The organism is Oceanobacillus locisalsi (genome assembly GCF_042675985.1).
GTDB lineage: Bacteria > Bacillota > Bacilli > Bacillales > Amphibacillaceae > Oceanobacillus > Oceanobacillus locisalsi.
Genome location: NZ_JBHTKK010000007.1, coordinates 88229 through 105474, shown reverse-complemented (window position 1 = coordinate 105474; position 17246 = coordinate 88229). Strand labels below are relative to the sequence as shown.

The 17246-nt window shown below is 41.5% G+C and carries 16 protein-coding genes; 11 read left to right on the top strand and 5 right to left on the bottom strand.

The genetic code is table 11. The features are described 5' to 3' along the window. Nucleotides 1-96: 96 nt before the first annotated feature. Nucleotides 97-990, top strand: coding sequence for a 3-hydroxyacyl-CoA dehydrogenase (locus ACFQ19_RS08045; protein WP_379591563.1), 894 nt, complete (start codon nt 97-99; stop codon nt 988-990). A gap of 44 nt (nt 991-1034) precedes the next feature. Here ACFQ19_RS08045 and ACFQ19_RS08040 read toward each other — a convergent pair whose 3' ends face one another. After that, the gene (locus ACFQ19_RS08040) at nt 1035-1760 is read right to left on the bottom strand and encodes a DUF3784 domain-containing protein (RefSeq protein WP_379591562.1); all 726 of its coding nucleotides are present in this window, start codon (nt 1758-1760) and stop codon (nt 1035-1037) included. A gap of 199 nt (nt 1761-1959) precedes the next feature. Between ACFQ19_RS08040 and ACFQ19_RS08035 the strand changes: the two genes are divergently transcribed. Next, nucleotides 1960-2331 (top strand): fluoride efflux transporter FluC, encoded by a 372-nt coding sequence (locus ACFQ19_RS08035; RefSeq protein WP_379591561.1) that lies wholly within the window; start codon nt 1960-1962, stop codon nt 2329-2331. Nucleotides 2332-2356: 25 nt separating this feature from the next. Further along, nucleotides 2357-2719 (top strand): fluoride efflux transporter CrcB, encoded by a 363-nt coding sequence (gene crcB, locus ACFQ19_RS08030; RefSeq protein WP_379591560.1) that lies wholly within the window; start codon nt 2357-2359, stop codon nt 2717-2719. Between the two features lie 621 nt (nt 2720-3340). Here crcB and ACFQ19_RS08025 read toward each other — a convergent pair. The 4 genes from ACFQ19_RS08025 to ppx form a co-directional block, all read right to left on the bottom strand. After that, entirely contained in the window at nt 3341-4735 is a 1395-nt protein-coding gene (locus ACFQ19_RS08025; RefSeq protein ID WP_379591559.1) for an L-cystine transporter, read from the bottom strand. Between the two features lie 361 nt (nt 4736-5096). Further along, entirely contained in the window at nt 5097-6206 is a 1110-nt protein-coding gene (menC, locus tag ACFQ19_RS08020; protein ID WP_379591558.1) for an o-succinylbenzoate synthase, read from the bottom strand. A 232-nt stretch (nt 6207-6438) separates the two neighbouring features. Beyond that, a complete protein-coding gene (locus ACFQ19_RS08015; protein ID WP_379591557.1) occupies nt 6439-8511 on the bottom strand; it encodes an RNA degradosome polyphosphate kinase in 2073 nt (690 codons plus the stop codon). Nucleotides 8512-8687: 176 nt separating this feature from the next. Beyond that, nucleotides 8688-10214: an exopolyphosphatase gene (gene ppx / locus ACFQ19_RS08010; protein ID WP_379591556.1), complete on the bottom strand. Its 1527-nt coding sequence runs from the start codon at nt 10212-10214 to the stop codon at nt 8688-8690. A 173-nt stretch (nt 10215-10387) separates the two neighbouring features. On the opposite strand from ppx, the gene ACFQ19_RS08005 reads away from it, so the two are divergent. From ACFQ19_RS08005 to hxlB, 8 genes are all read left to right on the top strand, one after another. Further along, nucleotides 10388-10684, top strand: coding sequence for a hypothetical protein (locus tag ACFQ19_RS08005; protein ID WP_379591555.1), 297 nt, complete (start codon nt 10388-10390; stop codon nt 10682-10684). Nucleotides 10685-10901: 217 nt separating this feature from the next. Continuing rightward, nucleotides 10902-11630 (top strand): 5-oxoprolinase subunit PxpB, encoded by a 729-nt coding sequence (gene pxpB / locus ACFQ19_RS08000; RefSeq protein ID WP_379591554.1) that lies wholly within the window; start codon nt 10902-10904, stop codon nt 11628-11630. Then, nucleotides 11630-12643: a 5-oxoprolinase subunit C family protein gene (locus ACFQ19_RS07995; RefSeq protein WP_379591553.1), complete on the top strand. Its 1014-nt coding sequence runs from the start codon at nt 11630-11632 to the stop codon at nt 12641-12643. The genes pxpB and ACFQ19_RS07995 overlap by 1 nt, the downstream gene beginning before the upstream one ends. Before the next feature lie 28 nt (nt 12644-12671). Then, complete coding sequence (locus ACFQ19_RS07990; protein WP_379591587.1) at nt 12672-13451, top strand: putative hydro-lyase; 780 nt, start codon at nt 12672-12674, stop codon at nt 13449-13451. Between the two features lie 81 nt (nt 13452-13532). Next, nucleotides 13533-14678 (top strand): NRAMP family divalent metal transporter, encoded by a 1146-nt coding sequence (locus ACFQ19_RS07985; protein WP_379591586.1) that lies wholly within the window; start codon nt 13533-13535, stop codon nt 14676-14678. 21 nt (nt 14679-14699) lie between these two features. After that, entirely contained in the window at nt 14700-15461 is a 762-nt protein-coding gene (locus ACFQ19_RS07980; RefSeq protein WP_379591552.1) for a LamB/YcsF family protein, read from the top strand. A gap of 197 nt (nt 15462-15658) precedes the next feature. After that, the gene (locus tag ACFQ19_RS07975) at nt 15659-16663 is read left to right on the top strand and encodes a LacI family DNA-binding transcriptional regulator (RefSeq protein WP_379591551.1); all 1005 of its coding nucleotides are present in this window, start codon (nt 15659-15661) and stop codon (nt 16661-16663) included. Between the two features lie 18 nt (nt 16664-16681). After that, entirely contained in the window at nt 16682-17239 is a 558-nt protein-coding gene (gene hxlB, locus ACFQ19_RS07970; RefSeq protein WP_379591550.1) for a 6-phospho-3-hexuloisomerase, read from the top strand. The last annotated feature ends 7 nt before the right edge of the window (nt 17240-17246 follow it).

Below are 17246 nucleotides of genomic sequence, written 5' to 3'. Positions count from 1 at the left end.
TAGGTATCTGTACAGGCAAAAATATTTTATTTCTGTCAAAAGAGGCATATAATAGAATTGTAAACAAATTGTAATAAAAAGAAAGAAGGATGTTTCATGGAATTCAATAATGTGACGGTAGCGGGCAGTGGTGTTTTAGGAAGCCAAATTGCCTTCCAAGTATCTTATAAAGGGTTCAATGTAACAGTGTACGATATTAATGACGAGGCTGTTAGTGCTGCGAAAACGCGTATGGAAAAATGGCAGCAACGTTATAAAGAAGATTTGAAGGCAACAGATGCAGAAGTAAAAGAAGCTCTCAATAGTATGCACTTCTCTACAGATTTGAAAGAAGCTGTCGCCGATGCAGATTTGGTAATTGAAGCAGTGCCGGAAAAAGAAGCGATTAAATTAGATTTCTATCAAAAACTTGCTGAATTTGCACCAGAGAAAACCATTTTTGCATCGAACTCATCGACGATGCTTCCGAGCCAATTTGCTGAAACAACTGGTCGTCCAGATCAATTTCTGATGCTGCATTTTGCAAATGAGATTTGGAAAAACAATACAGCAGAAATCATGAAGCATGCAGGGACAGATATGACTGTATTTGATGATGTTGTGGCATTCGCAAAACAAATCGGTATGGTTGCCCTGCCTATTTATAAAGAACAAACAGGATATATCTTGAATTCCTTATTGGTTCCATTCTTAGATGCAGCACAAAATCTGTTAGTAAATGATGTTGCTGATGCCGAAACCATTGATAAAACGTGGATGGTAGCGACAGGAGCTCCTCGAGGTCCATTTGCTACATTAGATGTGATTGGTATCCGCACACCATATAACTTGGCTGCTGCAAAAGCAGAGGCTGGTGATGAAAAAGCGGAGAGGGTTGCTTCGTTTTTAAAAGAAACCTATTTGGATCAAGAGAAATTCGGGATTGAATCTGGAGAAGGCTTTTACAAATATCCTGACCCGGCATTTGAGGATCCAGATTTCTTGAAATAAATAATCAATAATTAGAAAAAGCTATCCATAATGGATAGCTTTTTCTAATGGTTGTTATGTTGCTGATATGCTTGCTCCAACTGCTGATAATACGCTACTGTTTTATCAATTTGTTCTGTATTGATAATGACAAAACTGTCCAGCGTACGAATAACAATAAATGGAGCCTCCTTCGAACGAAGAAATAGTTTTCCAGTTCCCAATCCTTCCATACGATAATTTCCAATGCGATTTCCGAACAGGGAAATGCCATTCATGCGTACTGTTATTTCAGGAAGTTCATCTTGGAGGGAGATATTTTCTATATCAGAAAATGCCCATGTTTCTCCATACAAACCGGTCAATTCAAAAGAATTTTCGTTTATTTCCAATGTATTTGGTATAAAAGGAATAGCAAATACAACAATGGTTAGCATCAGGGACAGCAATAATATTGTTTTATTTACCTTTCGTGATTTCTTTTTCACCTTTTTCGTTATCCTAAAAGATTCCATAAATAAAACGAGAAGCATGATAACGTACGAACCTTCCATTGCATAAGGGACATGCAAAAGCTGGAGTAGAAATCCAAAGCTTAAAATAATAGCTATATGTAACATCATCTTACCAACAGCGTGAGGATGCCCTGCTTTGATCATCTTCTGCCGCTCTTCAGGTGTACTTGATTGAAATCCGCTGATGATATAATAATTTTTTCGTATTAAAATAAGGTAACTGAAAAAGAAAAATAGGAGAATTAAAAAGATTTGAATAACGTAGATGTATTCCATTCGATTTGTCCCTTCGCACTTTGTCTGTACTATAATTATGGACTGAGTGTGAGAAAGTTTCAATGCAGATGAAAAAAACGCGTTTTTCGGATAAATGGCACTAGTTTATTTCAAAACCATTGCTTTTTCTGCCGGTTAGGATTAAATTATACTTATTCTATAGATGTCAATAATGTACGTATAAAGGTCTGGTGGTTAGATGAACTATGTATTCGTTATGGCTGGCGGTTTTTTTGGCGCAATGGCCCGTTATGGAATCAGTCTGTGGTTTGGCGACTTGTCATTTCCGGTGGCGACGATGACAGTGAATATGATAGGTTGTTTCTTTTTAAGTTTTCTGTTGACCCTGGTCTCGCTTTCTAAGCGTGATCATCAAGTATGGGCGTTAACTTTTGGGACAGGATTTTTAGGAGCATTTACAACCTTTTCTACCTTTGCGTTGGATATCCTTTTTCTTAACTTGCAGACGGCTCTTTTGTATATTGGGCTAAGCCTGATTGTTGGAATTAGTTTTGCGGGACTCGGTTTCTGGATAGCTAGAGGCGTTCATTTACGTATCAGGAAAACATAAAAACAAGGAAGGAGGAGTCAGTCCCGTGATTTCGGCAGGTATTGGCGGTGCGTTTGGTGCATTATTACGGTACATAATCAGTGGGTATATGAAACCGTTCAGGGCGAAAAAGGGTATTATCTTTCCGGTGGCGACCTGGCTTATTAATATATCCGGTTCGTTGTTGCTGGGAATGCTGTATGGACTGGATTTATCTTTACAGCTGTGGCTTCTGTTGGGAGTTGGTTTTTGCGGCGGCTACACGACTTTTTCTACTTTTGGCAAGGAAGTGATTGATCTGCTGCTGGATAAACAGTGGCTGCAGGCTTTTTGGTATGTTGCTACGTCTGTTTTGTTAAGTATTGCAGCAGTTTGGGGAGGTATGCATGTGGTTTTTATTTTTTCTTAACATGTATTTTCTTATAAACCAACTTGCGTATTTTAATAAAGTAACTTTCTTTCTATAGGAACAGAGGTGAAGTGTAAGGCTCACCGCTGCGGCGGACCGTTTTGCTTTCCTAGGGGCACGCTCTTCAGCTAACTTTTGCCAAGAAGAGCGCTTGGCAAAAGTGGATCTTCAGAGGGTGCTGATCCCTCAGGAGTCAAAACGGTCCGCCTCCGCTAGTGGGGTATTCTATGCATGAAATAGCTGAACAAATAAAAGTTAAATCAGACAGAACACATTTTTCGTGGTGCATGGTAAAAATAGTCAGCAAGCAGTCCTTTCTGTGCATGAAAGCTATTCTCGATATGAGCGATTCATGCTGTCATGAAACTGAAACACCAGAGTGATTGTTTATTTAGCTGAAGCCGTCCCCATGAAAAGCGGAGGGCTTGGCCGGAGCAGTTGCTATACAGCCTATCCTGTTCAAAAAATAAAAGGACGCTTTAACTCAAAGTAAGCATGATAATAGGAATCATGTTTATCCTTGAACAGCAAGGTTTATATGCTTATTTTAGATGCGAAAGTTGAGTTAATAAAAAAGCAGTTATCTCCATTTGCGGAGATAACTGCTTTTTTCATGAAAGTTTACAGACCATTGCTTTCAACAACAGCGTCTTTTTTATTAAAGGTGTCTTCGTCTAAGTTGCCCAGCACTTTGGAAGTGACGGTACCTGAAACCATGCTGCCGTTGACATTGACAGCAGTACGGCCCATGTCAATCAGCGGCTCAACAGTAATCAGCAAGCCTGCTAGAGCAATTGGAAGTCCCATAGAGGACAGTACAATAATCGCCGCAAATGTTGCACCGCCGCCAACTCCGGCAACACCGAATGAACTGATAGCTGTAATCAGTACAAGCTGTACAATAAAGCTAAGCGACGTTGGATCGATACCGACAGTTGGTGCAATCATGACGCCAAGCATTGCCGGATAAATACCTGCACAAGCATTTTGTCCCATGGTTGCCCCAAAGGAAGCGGACATGTTCGCAGCTCCGTCATCGACACCAAGCGCATTTTTCTGTGCAGTGACGTTTAAAGGAATCGCACCTGCACTGGAACGTGATGTAAAGGCGAAACCAAGAACCGGAAATACTTTTTTCATAAATGTAACGGGATTTAACCGGAATCCGCTGACAATCAGCATATGGATCAGCACCATCACAATCATTGCCACGTAGGATGCAATCACAAATTTACCAAGCTGTACAATACCGGCAAAGTTAGTGGTTGCGACCATATTTGTCATCAATGCGAGCACCCCGAATGGTGTTAAGCGTAAAATAAGGGTTACCAGCCGCATGACAATGGCAAATACGGCATTAACCATCTTGGTAAAGCGTTCTGCCTGCTCCGGCTGTTTCCTGCTCACTCCGAGGGTAGCTATCCCGACCAGAATAGAGAAAATAACAACAGCAATAACCGATGTAGAACGTTCCCCTGTCATATCCAGGAAGATATTATTCGGGATAAAGTTAATAATCCGCTGCGGTGTCGTTTCTTCTGTCATCGAATCCAAGCTTTCTTCCATGGAAGCACCGCGTTCTGTTTCTTCTTGACCAGCTTCAATTTGTTCTGCGTTCAAATCAAAGACAAGAGAAGTTACCACACCGAGCGTTGCTGCAACAAGTGTGGTGGAAATAAGTATACCAATCACTAAGCTGGCCAATTTACCAAGCTGTTTCGTTTCATTCAGGTTAATGATAGCACGAATAATGGAAACCATAACGAGCGGAATCACAATCAGCATTAAGAAACGGATATAGCCGCTGCCGACAATATCGAACCAGTCCAGGGTCCGTGTAAGAATATCTGACCCTTCTCCGTAGGTAACGTGGAAAATAGCTCCTAATACAATACCGAGCCCCATACCGGTGAAAACGCGTTTCGCAAAGGAAACATGTTTTTTCTGCATATAAATCAATAAACCGATTAATGCAAGTAAAATAACAACATTTAATACAATAAACCAATTATCCATTGGGCAGTATCCTCCTTCAGTGAATATTTCTAAAAGTGTCTGTTCAAAAAGTAAGTTACGTAAAAGATTTTGTTCTTCCCAGGCTTTTTGAACACCTCTGTATAAATCCAATGAAAATAGTACGGATTAAACTATACATTGATTCTTTTTTGATTTCAAGAAACCTGCTTTAAACATGATGAAGAAAATTTTCTCCTGCGCATATAGAGAAATGCAGGTTGTTGATGTATCATCGGATAGTTCCTTGCCTTTATCATGTGCTATCTTGGAAAGAACATGATAAATTTGAAACGAAAAAGCGAAGAAAACCTGACAGTTCCTCTTTCGAAAAGGCTGTCAGGTTTTCTTCCCTTTTGTGCACTTATAGGGTAAATGTTTGTTTCTGAACAGTGTATTTTGCTAGTGTCTCCCGGTTTACTTCATAGCCGATGCCGGGAGATGCCGGAACCTGTACGATGCCATCTTTGACGTGTACTTCCGGATCAATAATATCTTCGTCCCAATAGCGGGAAGAAGCGGCGGTGTCTCCAGGCAAAGTAAATGCAGGAAGTGAGGTGATCGCGATATTATGTGCACGGCCTACACCGGATTCCAGCATGCCGCCGCACCACATTGGAATATTCGCTTCTTGACATAATGCATGTACGCGTTTCATGGTTGTGATTCCGCCGACACGGCCGACTTTCATATTAATAATTTTGCCGCTGCCGATTTGAATTGCTTGTCTGGCATCTTCATAGGAATGAATGCTTTCATCCAGACAAATCGGTGTTTTAATATGTTTTTGCAGTTCCGCGTGATCAATTAAATCGCCCGCTGCTAATGGTTGTTCGATCATCATGAGGTTATATGGATCCAGTTTTTTCAGTGTATCGATATCATCCAATGTATAAGCAGAGTTCGCATCGACCATCAAGGGAATATCAGGGAAATATTCACGGATTTCCTTGACCACCTCGACATCTTTTCCGGGTTTAATTTTAACTTTAATCCGTTTATATCCTTCTTCGGTTTTCTCTTTTATATTGTGAAGCATGCGCTCCATATCATCTTCAATTCCGATACTGACACCAACCTCAATTTCTGTTCTGGATCCGCCGATAGCTTCAGCCAGCGAGATGCTCTGTTGTTTTGCATAAATATCCCAGGCAGCAGCGTCGATAGCAGCTTTGGCCAGGTTATTACGCTTAAATGGCGCAAATAAATCAGTCAGTTCGTCCGGATGCGATATTTCCCGGCCGAGTGTAAGAGGGATTAAATATTCCTCCAGCATGACCCAGGCAGCTTTTGTAAATTCTTCAATATAAAGCGGAGATTCAGACGTAACACATTCTCCCCAGCCAATGGTTCCATCCGCATCTTTAGCTTCTAAAATGATAAATTCACGGTCTTGTTCTGTCCCAAAACTTGTTGTAAATGGGTTTTTCATACGCATGTTCATACGATGCATGGTAATCTCTGTAATTTTCATGAAAAAGGCTCCTTTTTTGTAATATGCCGGTTAGATAATAAAATCAATGGAATATGTCTGTTGGATGCATGAATCTTTATGCATTATTTTTTATTATAAAGCAGATGCATACACCATGGCAATATGGATTGCTGATAAAAGGGAGGAGCCTCAACTTTTCCGCTCGCATGCACAGGAAATAAAAAAGATCAAAGACTCCTTTCGTTCGTCTTTGATCTTTATCGTATCTTCTTTAGGCAAATATATCCATTGCCTGTTCGAATAATTGTAATTGACTATTGTTCCCAGGCTGTTCTGATATAACGTAAGCGTATGTGCCATCTTTTGCTTGCTGTCTAGCTTTTGCGGTATCTTGAAGCATGGTATCAAGTATATCGTAAATACGCTCTTTTATTCGCTGCTCATAGATGGGAAACATCAGCTCGACCCGTTTAATCATGTTCCGTGTCATTAAATCCGCCGAAGATAAGAACGTATGCATATCTCCATTATGATGGAAAAGGTAAATGCGGCTGTGTTCCAAAAATCGCCCGACAATACTGATGACCCGGATGTTTTCACTTACAGTCGGTATACCAGGACGCAGACAACAGATGCCACGGACAATCAAATCAATTTGCACGCCGGCTTTGGAAGCTTCATAAAACTTTTTAATCAGCGGCTTGTCTGTTAAGGAGTTCATTTTGGCAATAATCCGCCCGTTTTTAAATTGCTTATGAAATTGGATTTCCTGATCAATAAGTTTGATTAAATCATTTCGGATATCAAATGGAGCCATGGACAAATGGTGAAAATCCGGTTTTTCCGTATAACCGCTCAAATAATTAAAGAAATTGGTTGCGTCGATACCGTACTTTCTTTTCGTTGTCAGATAAGACATGTCTGTATAAAATTTAGCGGTCTGGTCATTATAATTTCCGGTTCCAAGGTGCACGACACGTTCCACTCGATTATCCTGTTTACGGACAATCAGAGTAATTTTACTATGTGTCTTTAACGAAATCATTCCGTAGATAACATGACAGCCGGCTATTTCTAATTGTTTAGCCCACTCCACATTATTTGCTTCGTCAAATCGTGCTTTTAATTCTACCAGTACAGTGACCTGTTTCCCGTTTTCGGCAGCCCGTTTTAAACTGGCAATAACTGGGGAATCGCCGCTGACACGATAAAGCGTCTGCTTAATAGCCAAAACGTCCGGATCATCTGCAGCTTCCCGCATCAAGTCAACAATCGGTTCAAAAGATTCGTATGGATGATGAAGAAAGAGATCTCTTTTTCGGACAGCTTCAAATACAGACTCGTCTTCGTGAATGTCTTGAGCCGGCTGTGGAATGAATGTTTCATAAATAAGCTGTTCATAATCATGCTTGACATGATCATAGAAATCATTTAAACAGGTTAAATCCAGCGGACCATCCACAATGTATAAGTCTTTCTCGTGAATTTCCAAGTCATGAAGTAAAAAGGAAATGATTTTCGGATCCTGATCGGCAGCACTCATTTCCAAGCGGACGGCAGCTCCGAATTTCCGCTTCTTCAGTTCTTTTTCAATTTCTTTTAATAAATCATGTGCGCTGTCTTCATGAATATTCATGTCTGCATTTCTGGTAATACGGAAGGTACTTGACGATAGCACACGGTAGCCCTGAAAAAGTTTATGGATAAAAAAGCCGATAAGATCTTCTAACAAGACATAATGATGGGTGTCATCAATCTGTATGAACCGGTTTAACAATGCAGGCACTTGAACAATGGCAGTTTTCTTATGGCACTGTTCTTGTTCATATTTGTCTTCTAATTGAATAGCAAGGTTTAACGATTTATTTAACAGCATTGGAAACGCACGGTAAGCATCGATGGCCATCGGGGTCAGAATCGGATAAATTTGTTCATCAAAATAGTGCTCTAATTGATACAACGCATCTGCGGATAAATCATCCATCTGCAAGAGGCGGATCTGCTGCTTTTCTAATTCCTTTTTTAATTGTTTGTACTGTTGATACTGCTGCCCCACCAGCTCGTGATTTAATTTTGCGATGGCAGACAGCTGCTGTTTCGGAGTTAAATTTGATTTATCATCCGGCCGGTTAAAGTTGGCTTTTACTTGATCTTTTAATCCAGCAACCCGTACCATAAAAAATTCATCCAAGTTCGATGAGAAAATCGATAAAAACCGCAGTCTTTCAAGCAGCGGATTGCTGTTATCAGTTGCTTCTTCTAATACACGTTTATTAAAAGAGAGCCAACTCAGCTCCCTGTTATTATAAGAGGCGGATGAGCTGGTTTCTATTTGTTTTTCCATGGAACACCCTCCCTTTTAAGGTTCTATATATATCATAATCCTTTTCAATATAAAGTATGTTAAAGGGATGTAAAGTTTATGTGAACATTCTGTGTAACAGGGGAGAATGTTTCCGAATCACCCTGCAGACTGTTGTGCTTAGAGCGTCAAACGTCCTCTTAAACAGAAAGTCCGTTCTACCACGTATGGAACTCCAATTCCACATCTTTTCGAATGGCCTTTTCCACATGCTTTTTCTGTTTTTCGGCTTGATATGCTTCCGGCATGGCATTTGCATTCGTATAGACGCGAATAAGAAGGCTGTTCTTCTGTAATTGAAAGGATACCTCTTCCACAACCTGTCTTTTCGTAGCGTCCAGACAATAAGTGAATTTTAATAAGGAGCCCAGATCTAATAATTTATGACGTTCTTCTTTTAAGAACCATGATTTGTATGGCTCGATAAACTGCTTGAACACCGTCTTATTTTTATAAGAAGCGACAAGTGCCAGTTTAAGCCGTTCCTGATGCTCTAAGCCGTCAATGGTACGATTGGCAAGCAGATAGAATGTATGCTGCGGACTGGATTCCGAATCAATATACTCCCCGAGATTAAATAAAAGACTAGACATGTTAAGCAATTCCCGGTCCTGCTTGTCCGCATGGATAAGCCCATTTTCTTTGCAAAAATCAAAAAGTTGGCTGGCCAGCTTCTGGACGTGTTCAATATGTTTTTTGTTTAAATTATAATCATTGATAAGCTCCTGAATACTTTCTTGAAGCACATCCGGATAGAGAGGAGCATCGGTTTCCAGGGCCAGATGTTCATATAAAACCCCGTCGCGAAGCCCTTTCCGGCTCAGAACAAGGCTTTGTGCTTCAACGGTCTGAAAAAGACAATGAAAGACTTCAATGGCAGGAATGATGATGTCTGCCCGGTCTTTTGTAAGTCCGTCTACTTTCGCTAATTTATTTGGTTTTAAGGAAGTTAAATAATTGCTGACCTCCACAATATCCTTTTGAGACATTTGATATTCATGCAGACCGGCCAGAGGATAGGACTCCAGGTTTTGATGAATTTGTGCCATATTACGGGCACTTCCGCCAATAGCTACTAATTTTACGTCTTTATTTTCAAGCCAGGGCAGTGTTGCAAATTGTTTTTTCAAGTAAGAGCGCAATTTTTTTAATTCCTGGGTGGTGGGAACTGGATTTTGGAAGAAATCCTTTAACGTAAGGGCGCCGAAAGGGAAACTGTGTGAATCTTTCAATTCACGGTTTTGGAAATAGGTCACTTCTGTACTTCCACCGCCAATATCCACGGTAACGCCTTCTTCGATAGAGGTCGAATGTACAACAGCTAAATAGCCGTAGTATGCCTCTTCCGCTTCACTGAAAATACGAATGTTTAAACCTGTTTTTTGAACAATCTGCGTTTCAATTTCCTCTTTGTTTTCAGCCTGGCGAATGGCAGCGGTAGCTGCGCAAATAGTATCCTGCAATGTATAAGTAGCCAGTACTTCCTGAAAGCTTTTCAGGGTATTTATTAAAAGGTCTATTCCGTCCTGGTTTAACGTATTGTCCTCTTCCAAGAAGGTGCGCAATCTGGTGGAGGCTTTTACGTTTTCGATTTCTTTGAGACGATTGCTCTTGTTTTTTTCATAAATGACTAAACGCATGGTGTTGGAGCCGATGTCAATGATGGCATAGTGCTGCTTTGTCATCTGTATCACCTGCTTTCTCAAAATATTTCTTTTATTGTATCATAACGTATTAAAAACAAGGATGCGAGCGAATACGCTTTCTTGATTTATATATTAGAGAGGACGAGCCCATTCGTTTTTTGGGTGGATGCATATATTAAATGAGATGTGAAAAGGGAAGGAGCGAGTGTAGAATGCATGAGATGCGTCAATTTCCTGAAGAACCAATGAATCCATATGGGGGTATGGATTCCCGCCTCTTTTTTGGAGGGCCTGGGTTCTGGGGACCGGGGTTTTATGGTCCGGGATTTTATGGCCCCGGTGTCTTCGGCCCAGGGTATGGACCTCCAATTTATGGAAATCCGGTTTTCCAATATGGTATCCCGTTTTTGGGCGGGGTCATCACGGGGATGGCTATTGATCAGTTTCCTCGCTATGAACAGCCATATGGTCATCCAGCCTTGCATTGGCAAGGGAATCAATCTGTTTAATGTAGAAATATATTAATCTAATCTATGTTGTTACGAGTCGTATGAGATATTGCATCGCCTTTCCATGCGGCTCCTCCAGATAAGCCCATCCTTGTATGTACAGAGAATACAGGGATGGGCTTATCTGGAGTTGCTTGGTTTCCTTGTTTTTTAAAAGGGAATAGATGTAATATAGAAATAGTTCAATACAATAAAGCATGGAAAGGAGGGAGTGCATTTGAGCCTTTTACCTCATGCAAGTTTTCATCCGTTAAGTGAACGGGCAATGATTATTACGTTAGGAGAGGGGATTGATCCTAATCTGCATGCCTATGTTCAGCATGTGATGTCGATTTTAAATGAAAACCCTTTCGAAGGATATGTTGAATCTGTTCCGAGTTATACAGGGATTACGGTATTTTATGATCCAATAAAAGTTAGGAAAAACACCCGCCATAAAAAGAATATTTATCAAGTAGTGATGCAATGGCTGCAAGAAAGGGTGAACGAGGCAGGGAAGGATTACACGCCAGAAAGTAAACAGCATATTGTCGAGATTCCAGTTTGCTATGGCGGAGATTTTGGTCCGGATTTAAGCGACGTTGCAAAGAAAAATGCGTTAAAAGAAGAAGAGGTTATTCATATTCATGCGAATGGAGAGTATCTGGTCTATATGATTGGTTTTGCACCGGGATTTCCGTTTATTGGCGGGATGTCTGAGGAAATTGCAACGCCGAGGAAGGAGAAACCGAGAGAACTCGTGCCAGCCGGTGCTGTTGGAATCGCGGGCGCCCAGACAGGAGTTTATCCGTTTGCAACGCCGGGAGGGTGGCAATTAATCGGACAGACCCATGTCACTTTATTTGACGTTGACCGGGAACAGCCGAGCCTTTTGAAAGCAGGTGATATAGTGAAGTTTAAGCCAATCTCCCGGCAGGAATATGAGGAGCAGAAGGAGGCGAGATAATGGAAGCAGAGGTCTTAAAGCCGGGGATGCTAACGACAGTACAAGATAATGGAAGATTCGGTTATTTGAATCAGGGTGTGCTCCAAAGCGGTGCAATGGACCCTGTTGCAATGCGAACGGCTAATTTATTGATAGGCAATGATGAAATGGAAGCTGTGCTTGAATTAACGATATCCGGTCCGGAAATCCATTTTAAAGAAGATGCGCTGATTGCAGTAACTGGCGGTGGTATGCATCCTATGGTAAATGGGAAGACTTTCTATCTTGGTTCACCAATCTATATTCCAGGCGGACATGTTCTTTCGTTTAAACCGACTGGGAGCGGGATGCGTGCCTACTTGGCTATTGCTGGCGGTTTAGATATTCCGGAGCGGATGCATAGCAAAAGTACCTATTTACGTGCCGGATTTGGAGGTTATCAAGGACGAGCGCTGCAGAAAGGGGACTTGCTGCAGATTCAGAAAGCGAGTGAACGCATCGCAAAACGTAAGGATATATTGGCTGAAAAAGCTGGAGGACAAGCCTGTGCACCTGGGTGGAGAGCGAATGATTTACGGATTGATGATCAGGATCGATATACGATTCGGGCTTTTCCGGGTACACATTTTGAACGTTTTACAAACGAGAGTAAGAAAACTTTCTTTTCCGAAGCGTATGCTTTATCCACGCAGGCTGATCGGATGGGCTTTCATTTTCAATCGGAAAATAAATTAATCCTGGAAGAAGCATTCAATGTTTTGTCCGAAGCAGTTGCTTTTGGTACAGTTCAAGTTCCTAATGAAGGGAAGCCGATGGTATTAATGGCGGACAGGCAGACAACAGGAGGGTATCCAAGAATTGCTCAGGTCGCTGTTGTGGATTTGCCAAAGCTTGCGCAGTTGAGGACGAATGAAACCGTTCACTTTGATCAAATTACGTTTTCAAAAGCAGAAGAACTGTATTTTCAACAGGAAGATGCCATGAGAGAACGAGCAATGGCTATTCAATTAAAGTGGGAAAGTGAAGAGAAATAGCAGCAAAAAAAGGAATGAGAAAGGATGGTTGCCGGTGGAGGAAAGAAAACGTGTTATAGAAAAGATTCGACATGGTGGATGGACGACACCTACTTCAGGAGTTCTGCCGGGTTATGCGCAGGCAAATCTGGTTGTGCTGGATAAAGCTTTTGCGTTTGAATTTTTATTATATTGCCAGCGGAATCCGAAGTCTTGTCCAGTACTGGATGTTACTGATCCGGGGATAGCAGTGCCGGCACTTGCAGGAAAAGATGCGGATATACGCAGCGATATACCGAAATATCATATTTATCGATCCGGCGAACATGTAGAGACAACAGAGAATATGGAACATCTTTGGACCGACACATCAGTTGCTTTTTTACTAGGATGCAGTTTTACCTTTGAAGAAGCATTGATTCAAAATGGAATCGCTATCAGACATAACGAGGAAAACTGCAATGTACCGATGTTTAAAACGAATATAGACACCGTACCAGCCGGATTGTTCAGCGGTCCGATGGTTGTAAGTATGCGCCCGATGAAGCGGGCGGATGCCATCCGTGCTGTACAAGTCACCTCCCGTTTTCCTGATGTTCATGGTGCACCGGTGCATATTGGAGACCCGAGTGAAATTGGAATAATAAATATCACCCAGCCAGACTATGGTGATGCAGTGACATTAAAAGAAGGAGAAATTCCGGTATTCTGGGCTTGCGGGGTAACTCCTCAAGCAGCTGCGAAAGCAAATAAGCTTGATATGATTACGCATGCACCGGGGCATATGTTTCTTACGGATATAAAAAATGAGACATTAGGTGTTCTGTAGACAGAGAAGGGAGGGCTCCATGTGCATGGACAGCTGAGTGAGAAAGAAAGAAACAGATTTTTACGCGGTGCGATTTTCTTGATGGCAACATCAGCCATTGGTCCGGCGTTTCTTACGCAAACGGCGACATTTACTGATGATTTCATGGCCAGTTTCGCATTTGCGATTGTTGTCTCGCTTATCATTGATATCGGGGTGCAGCTTAATATTTGGCGTGTTATTTCTGTATCAGGGATGAGGGGACAAGAAATAGCCAATTTTGTATTGCCTGGTTTAGGTTTTCTGATTGCCGGACTTATCGTGTTTGGAGGCTTTGCATTTAACATTGCAAATTTAGGCGGAGCCGGCCTTGCCTTGAATGTACTTTTTGATCTCCCTCCAGCGCTCGGAGCTGGTATGACAGCTGTGATTACGATTATTATTTTCTCTATTCGAAATTACGGCAAAGTGATGGATCGTTTAATGCAGGTTTTTGGTGTGATCATGGTTATTATGACCGGATATGTTATGTTTACGACCAATCCACCGTATCAAGAAGCATTCGTTCGTGCATTTGTACCTGAAGATTATGTCATATTATTGCTGCCGATTGTCACCATCGTTGGGGGAACGGTCGGAGGCTATATTTCCTTTGCCGGCGGTCATCGATTGGTTGATGCAGGCGTAACTGGAAGAGAAAACGTCGGGTTTGTCAGTAAAGCGGCAAGTTACGGGATTTTAACAACCGGCCTCATGCGTCTATTTTTATTCCTTGCTTTTTTAGGTGTGGTTACTGCGGGATATACCCTTGATGAAAACAACCCTGCTGCAACTGCATTTCTCGTCGGTCTTGGTGATATCGGTTACTATATGTTTGGCATCGTCCTGTTTGTAGCGGCTATTAGTTCTGTTATTGGTGTCGGTTATACGAGTATTTCGTTCTTACGTTCCTTTCATCCTATTTTCGAAAAGTATAATAGTTGGTTTATTGCCGCTTTTATTGCTATATCGGCTGTTATCTTTATTTTTCTTGGAGAGCCGGTTCGGTTATTAATCATTGCCGGAGCATTGAACGGAATCATTTTGCCGATTATTCTCATCACGATTCTTATCGCATCTCGTAAGAAAAAGATTGTCGGTGACTATAAGCATCCGACATGGCTGGTTGTCTTTGGGGCAATTACGGCTCTGTTTACCATTGGCGCAAGTATCATGGCGCTCGAAGGATTACTGGATTTATTTCGATAATGTAAGAGGGAGGAGTTTACGATGTTAACTGTTGATTTAAATTGTGATATGGGAGAAAGTTTTGGAGCTTATAAAATGGGATCGGATGAAGAAATTCTTCCGTTTATTACATCGGCAAATATCGCGTGCGGATTCCATGCGGGGGATCCTTCAACGATGCGAAAAACTGTTCAGATGGCAATGAAACACGATGTGAAGCTTGGAGCACACCCAGGTCTTCAGGATTTAATTGGATTTGGGAGAAGAAATATGGATATTTCCTACAAGGAAGCGTATGATCTTGTGCAATATCAAGTCGGTGCGCTTCAAGGCATCGTTAAATCAGAAGGCGGAACGCTTCAGCATGTTAAAGCACATGGAGCACTGTATAATATGGCAGCTACAAATGCAAATTTAGCTGAAGGAATTGCCCAAGCGGTTTACGACTTGGATCCGAACTTAATCTTGTATGGAATGGCAGGCGGCAAACTGCTTGAAGCAGGTGAAAAAGTCGGCTTGCAAACAGCTAGCGAAGTGTTTGCAGATCGGACGTATCAGGAAACAGGCATGCTTACATCGCGGCGTGAAGCGAATGCACTCATCGAGAATGTAGATACCGCTAGCGCGCAAGTGATTCGTATGGTTACAGAAAATAAAGTGGAAACGGTACAAGGAAAAGATATCATGATTCAGGCAGATACCGTGTGCATTCACGGTGACGGAGCCAACGCGCTTGCGTTTGCTAGACAAGTGAAAGAAAAAGTCAAAGAAGCTGGAATTACTGTACAGGCATTTCAAAAATAGAAAACAAGAGGCTGTCCTTCTAGTCAGGGGACAGCCTCTTGGTGTGTGAAGGGGGATACATATGTAATAGAAGATAAATGAAGTTTCCCTTTATATTTTATTAAAAAGTATTGTAAAACGCTTTCTTATGATTTATACTACATCTAAATCGGTTTACTAAACCGATTTATAAAACGAATGATAAATGGGTGAAGCAGATGGAAAGAACGACGATGGCAGATGTAGCGAAGTACGCAGGAGTGTCTAAAAGTACAGTTTCCCAATATGTTAATGGTCGGTTTGACTATATGGGAAAAGAAACACGTGAAAAAATAGGAGAAGCTGTGAAGCATTTAAATTATCAGCCCAATATGGTGGCGCGGAGTTTAAAGCAAAAAACATCGACAACGATAGGTGTGATTGTCGCAAATATTCTTCATGTATTTTCCACTCAAGTCATCCGGGCGATTGAGGATTATTGTCATCAAAGAGGATTTCATGTGATTGTCTGTAATGCCGATGATCAGCCGGAGAAAGAAAAAAAATACATTGAAATGCTAAAGGCAAAGCAAGTGGATGGCATGATTGCTTTTCCTACTGGAGATAATGTAGCACTTTACCAGCAGCTGCTGGATGAGGGGTACCCATTGGTATTTATGGACAGGGTTGTTGAGGAACTGAAAGTAGACACGATTCTTTTGGATAATGCAGAAGCGGCAAGGCTGGCGGCTGAAACGTTATTACAAGGAGCTTATACACATATTGCCGTAGTAAGTCCGCCTTTAATGGAACAAGTGACACCAAGAATGGAACGTGTCCATGCTTTTCAAAAAGCGATTCAACAGACAAATTCTCCTATTCCAAAGGTTTCTTTGGTAACTGGAGAAATTCATACCATTTATGAAAAACTGGATGCGTTATTTCAAAATAAAGAGCGTCCAGATGCCATTTTTGCGATAAATGACCGTGTACTGCATGAAGTCCTGTCGTTTTTCAGCGGGAAAGATATACAGATACCGGAGGATGCGGCCATCATTAATGTGGATGACGTATCGTTTGCGGATTTTTATAATCCGCCGCTTACGACCATTTCGCAGCCAGCTTTTGATATGGGTGAAAAAGCAGCAGAGATGTTATTTACGATTATTTTAAAAGAAAAAACAGATAAGCAATCGGAAATGGTGCGTTTTAATCCCATTTTAGTCCGAAGAAAATCTTGTTGAAAAAAGGAGAATCATAGAATGAAGGAAATATTGCATACCGTCGCTGGAGAAATGCAGGAAGTCCTAACGCAGGTGGACGCAAATCAAACAGTAGAATTGGCAGAGGAAATTCAACAAGCAAACCGGATATTTATTGCAGGAACAGGCAGGTCGGGCTTAGCTGGCAAAATGTTTGCGATGCGGTTAATGCACAGTGGTTATGCCGTATATGTCGTTGGAGAAACAGTTACGCCAAGCCTGGAATCAAGTGACTTGTTACTATTAATCTCTGGTTCTGGCGGGACGGCTTCTCTGTTAAACTATGCCAAAAAAGCAAAAGACATTACGGCATTGGTTGCATTGGTTACAACAAATACGCAATCTGCTATTGGCGAATACAGCAATCATATTGTCCGCATCCCGGCCGCTACCAAAAAACGGCTGGAAACAGAGCCAGATACCATTCAGCCGCTTGGCAGCCAATTTGACCAATCTGCACACTTGATATTAGACAGCGTGATTGTTTATTTACTGCAAACCTATCCAGGAAACCGTAATGAAGAGAGCTTAAATCAAAAACATACAAATTTAGAATAGGAGAGAT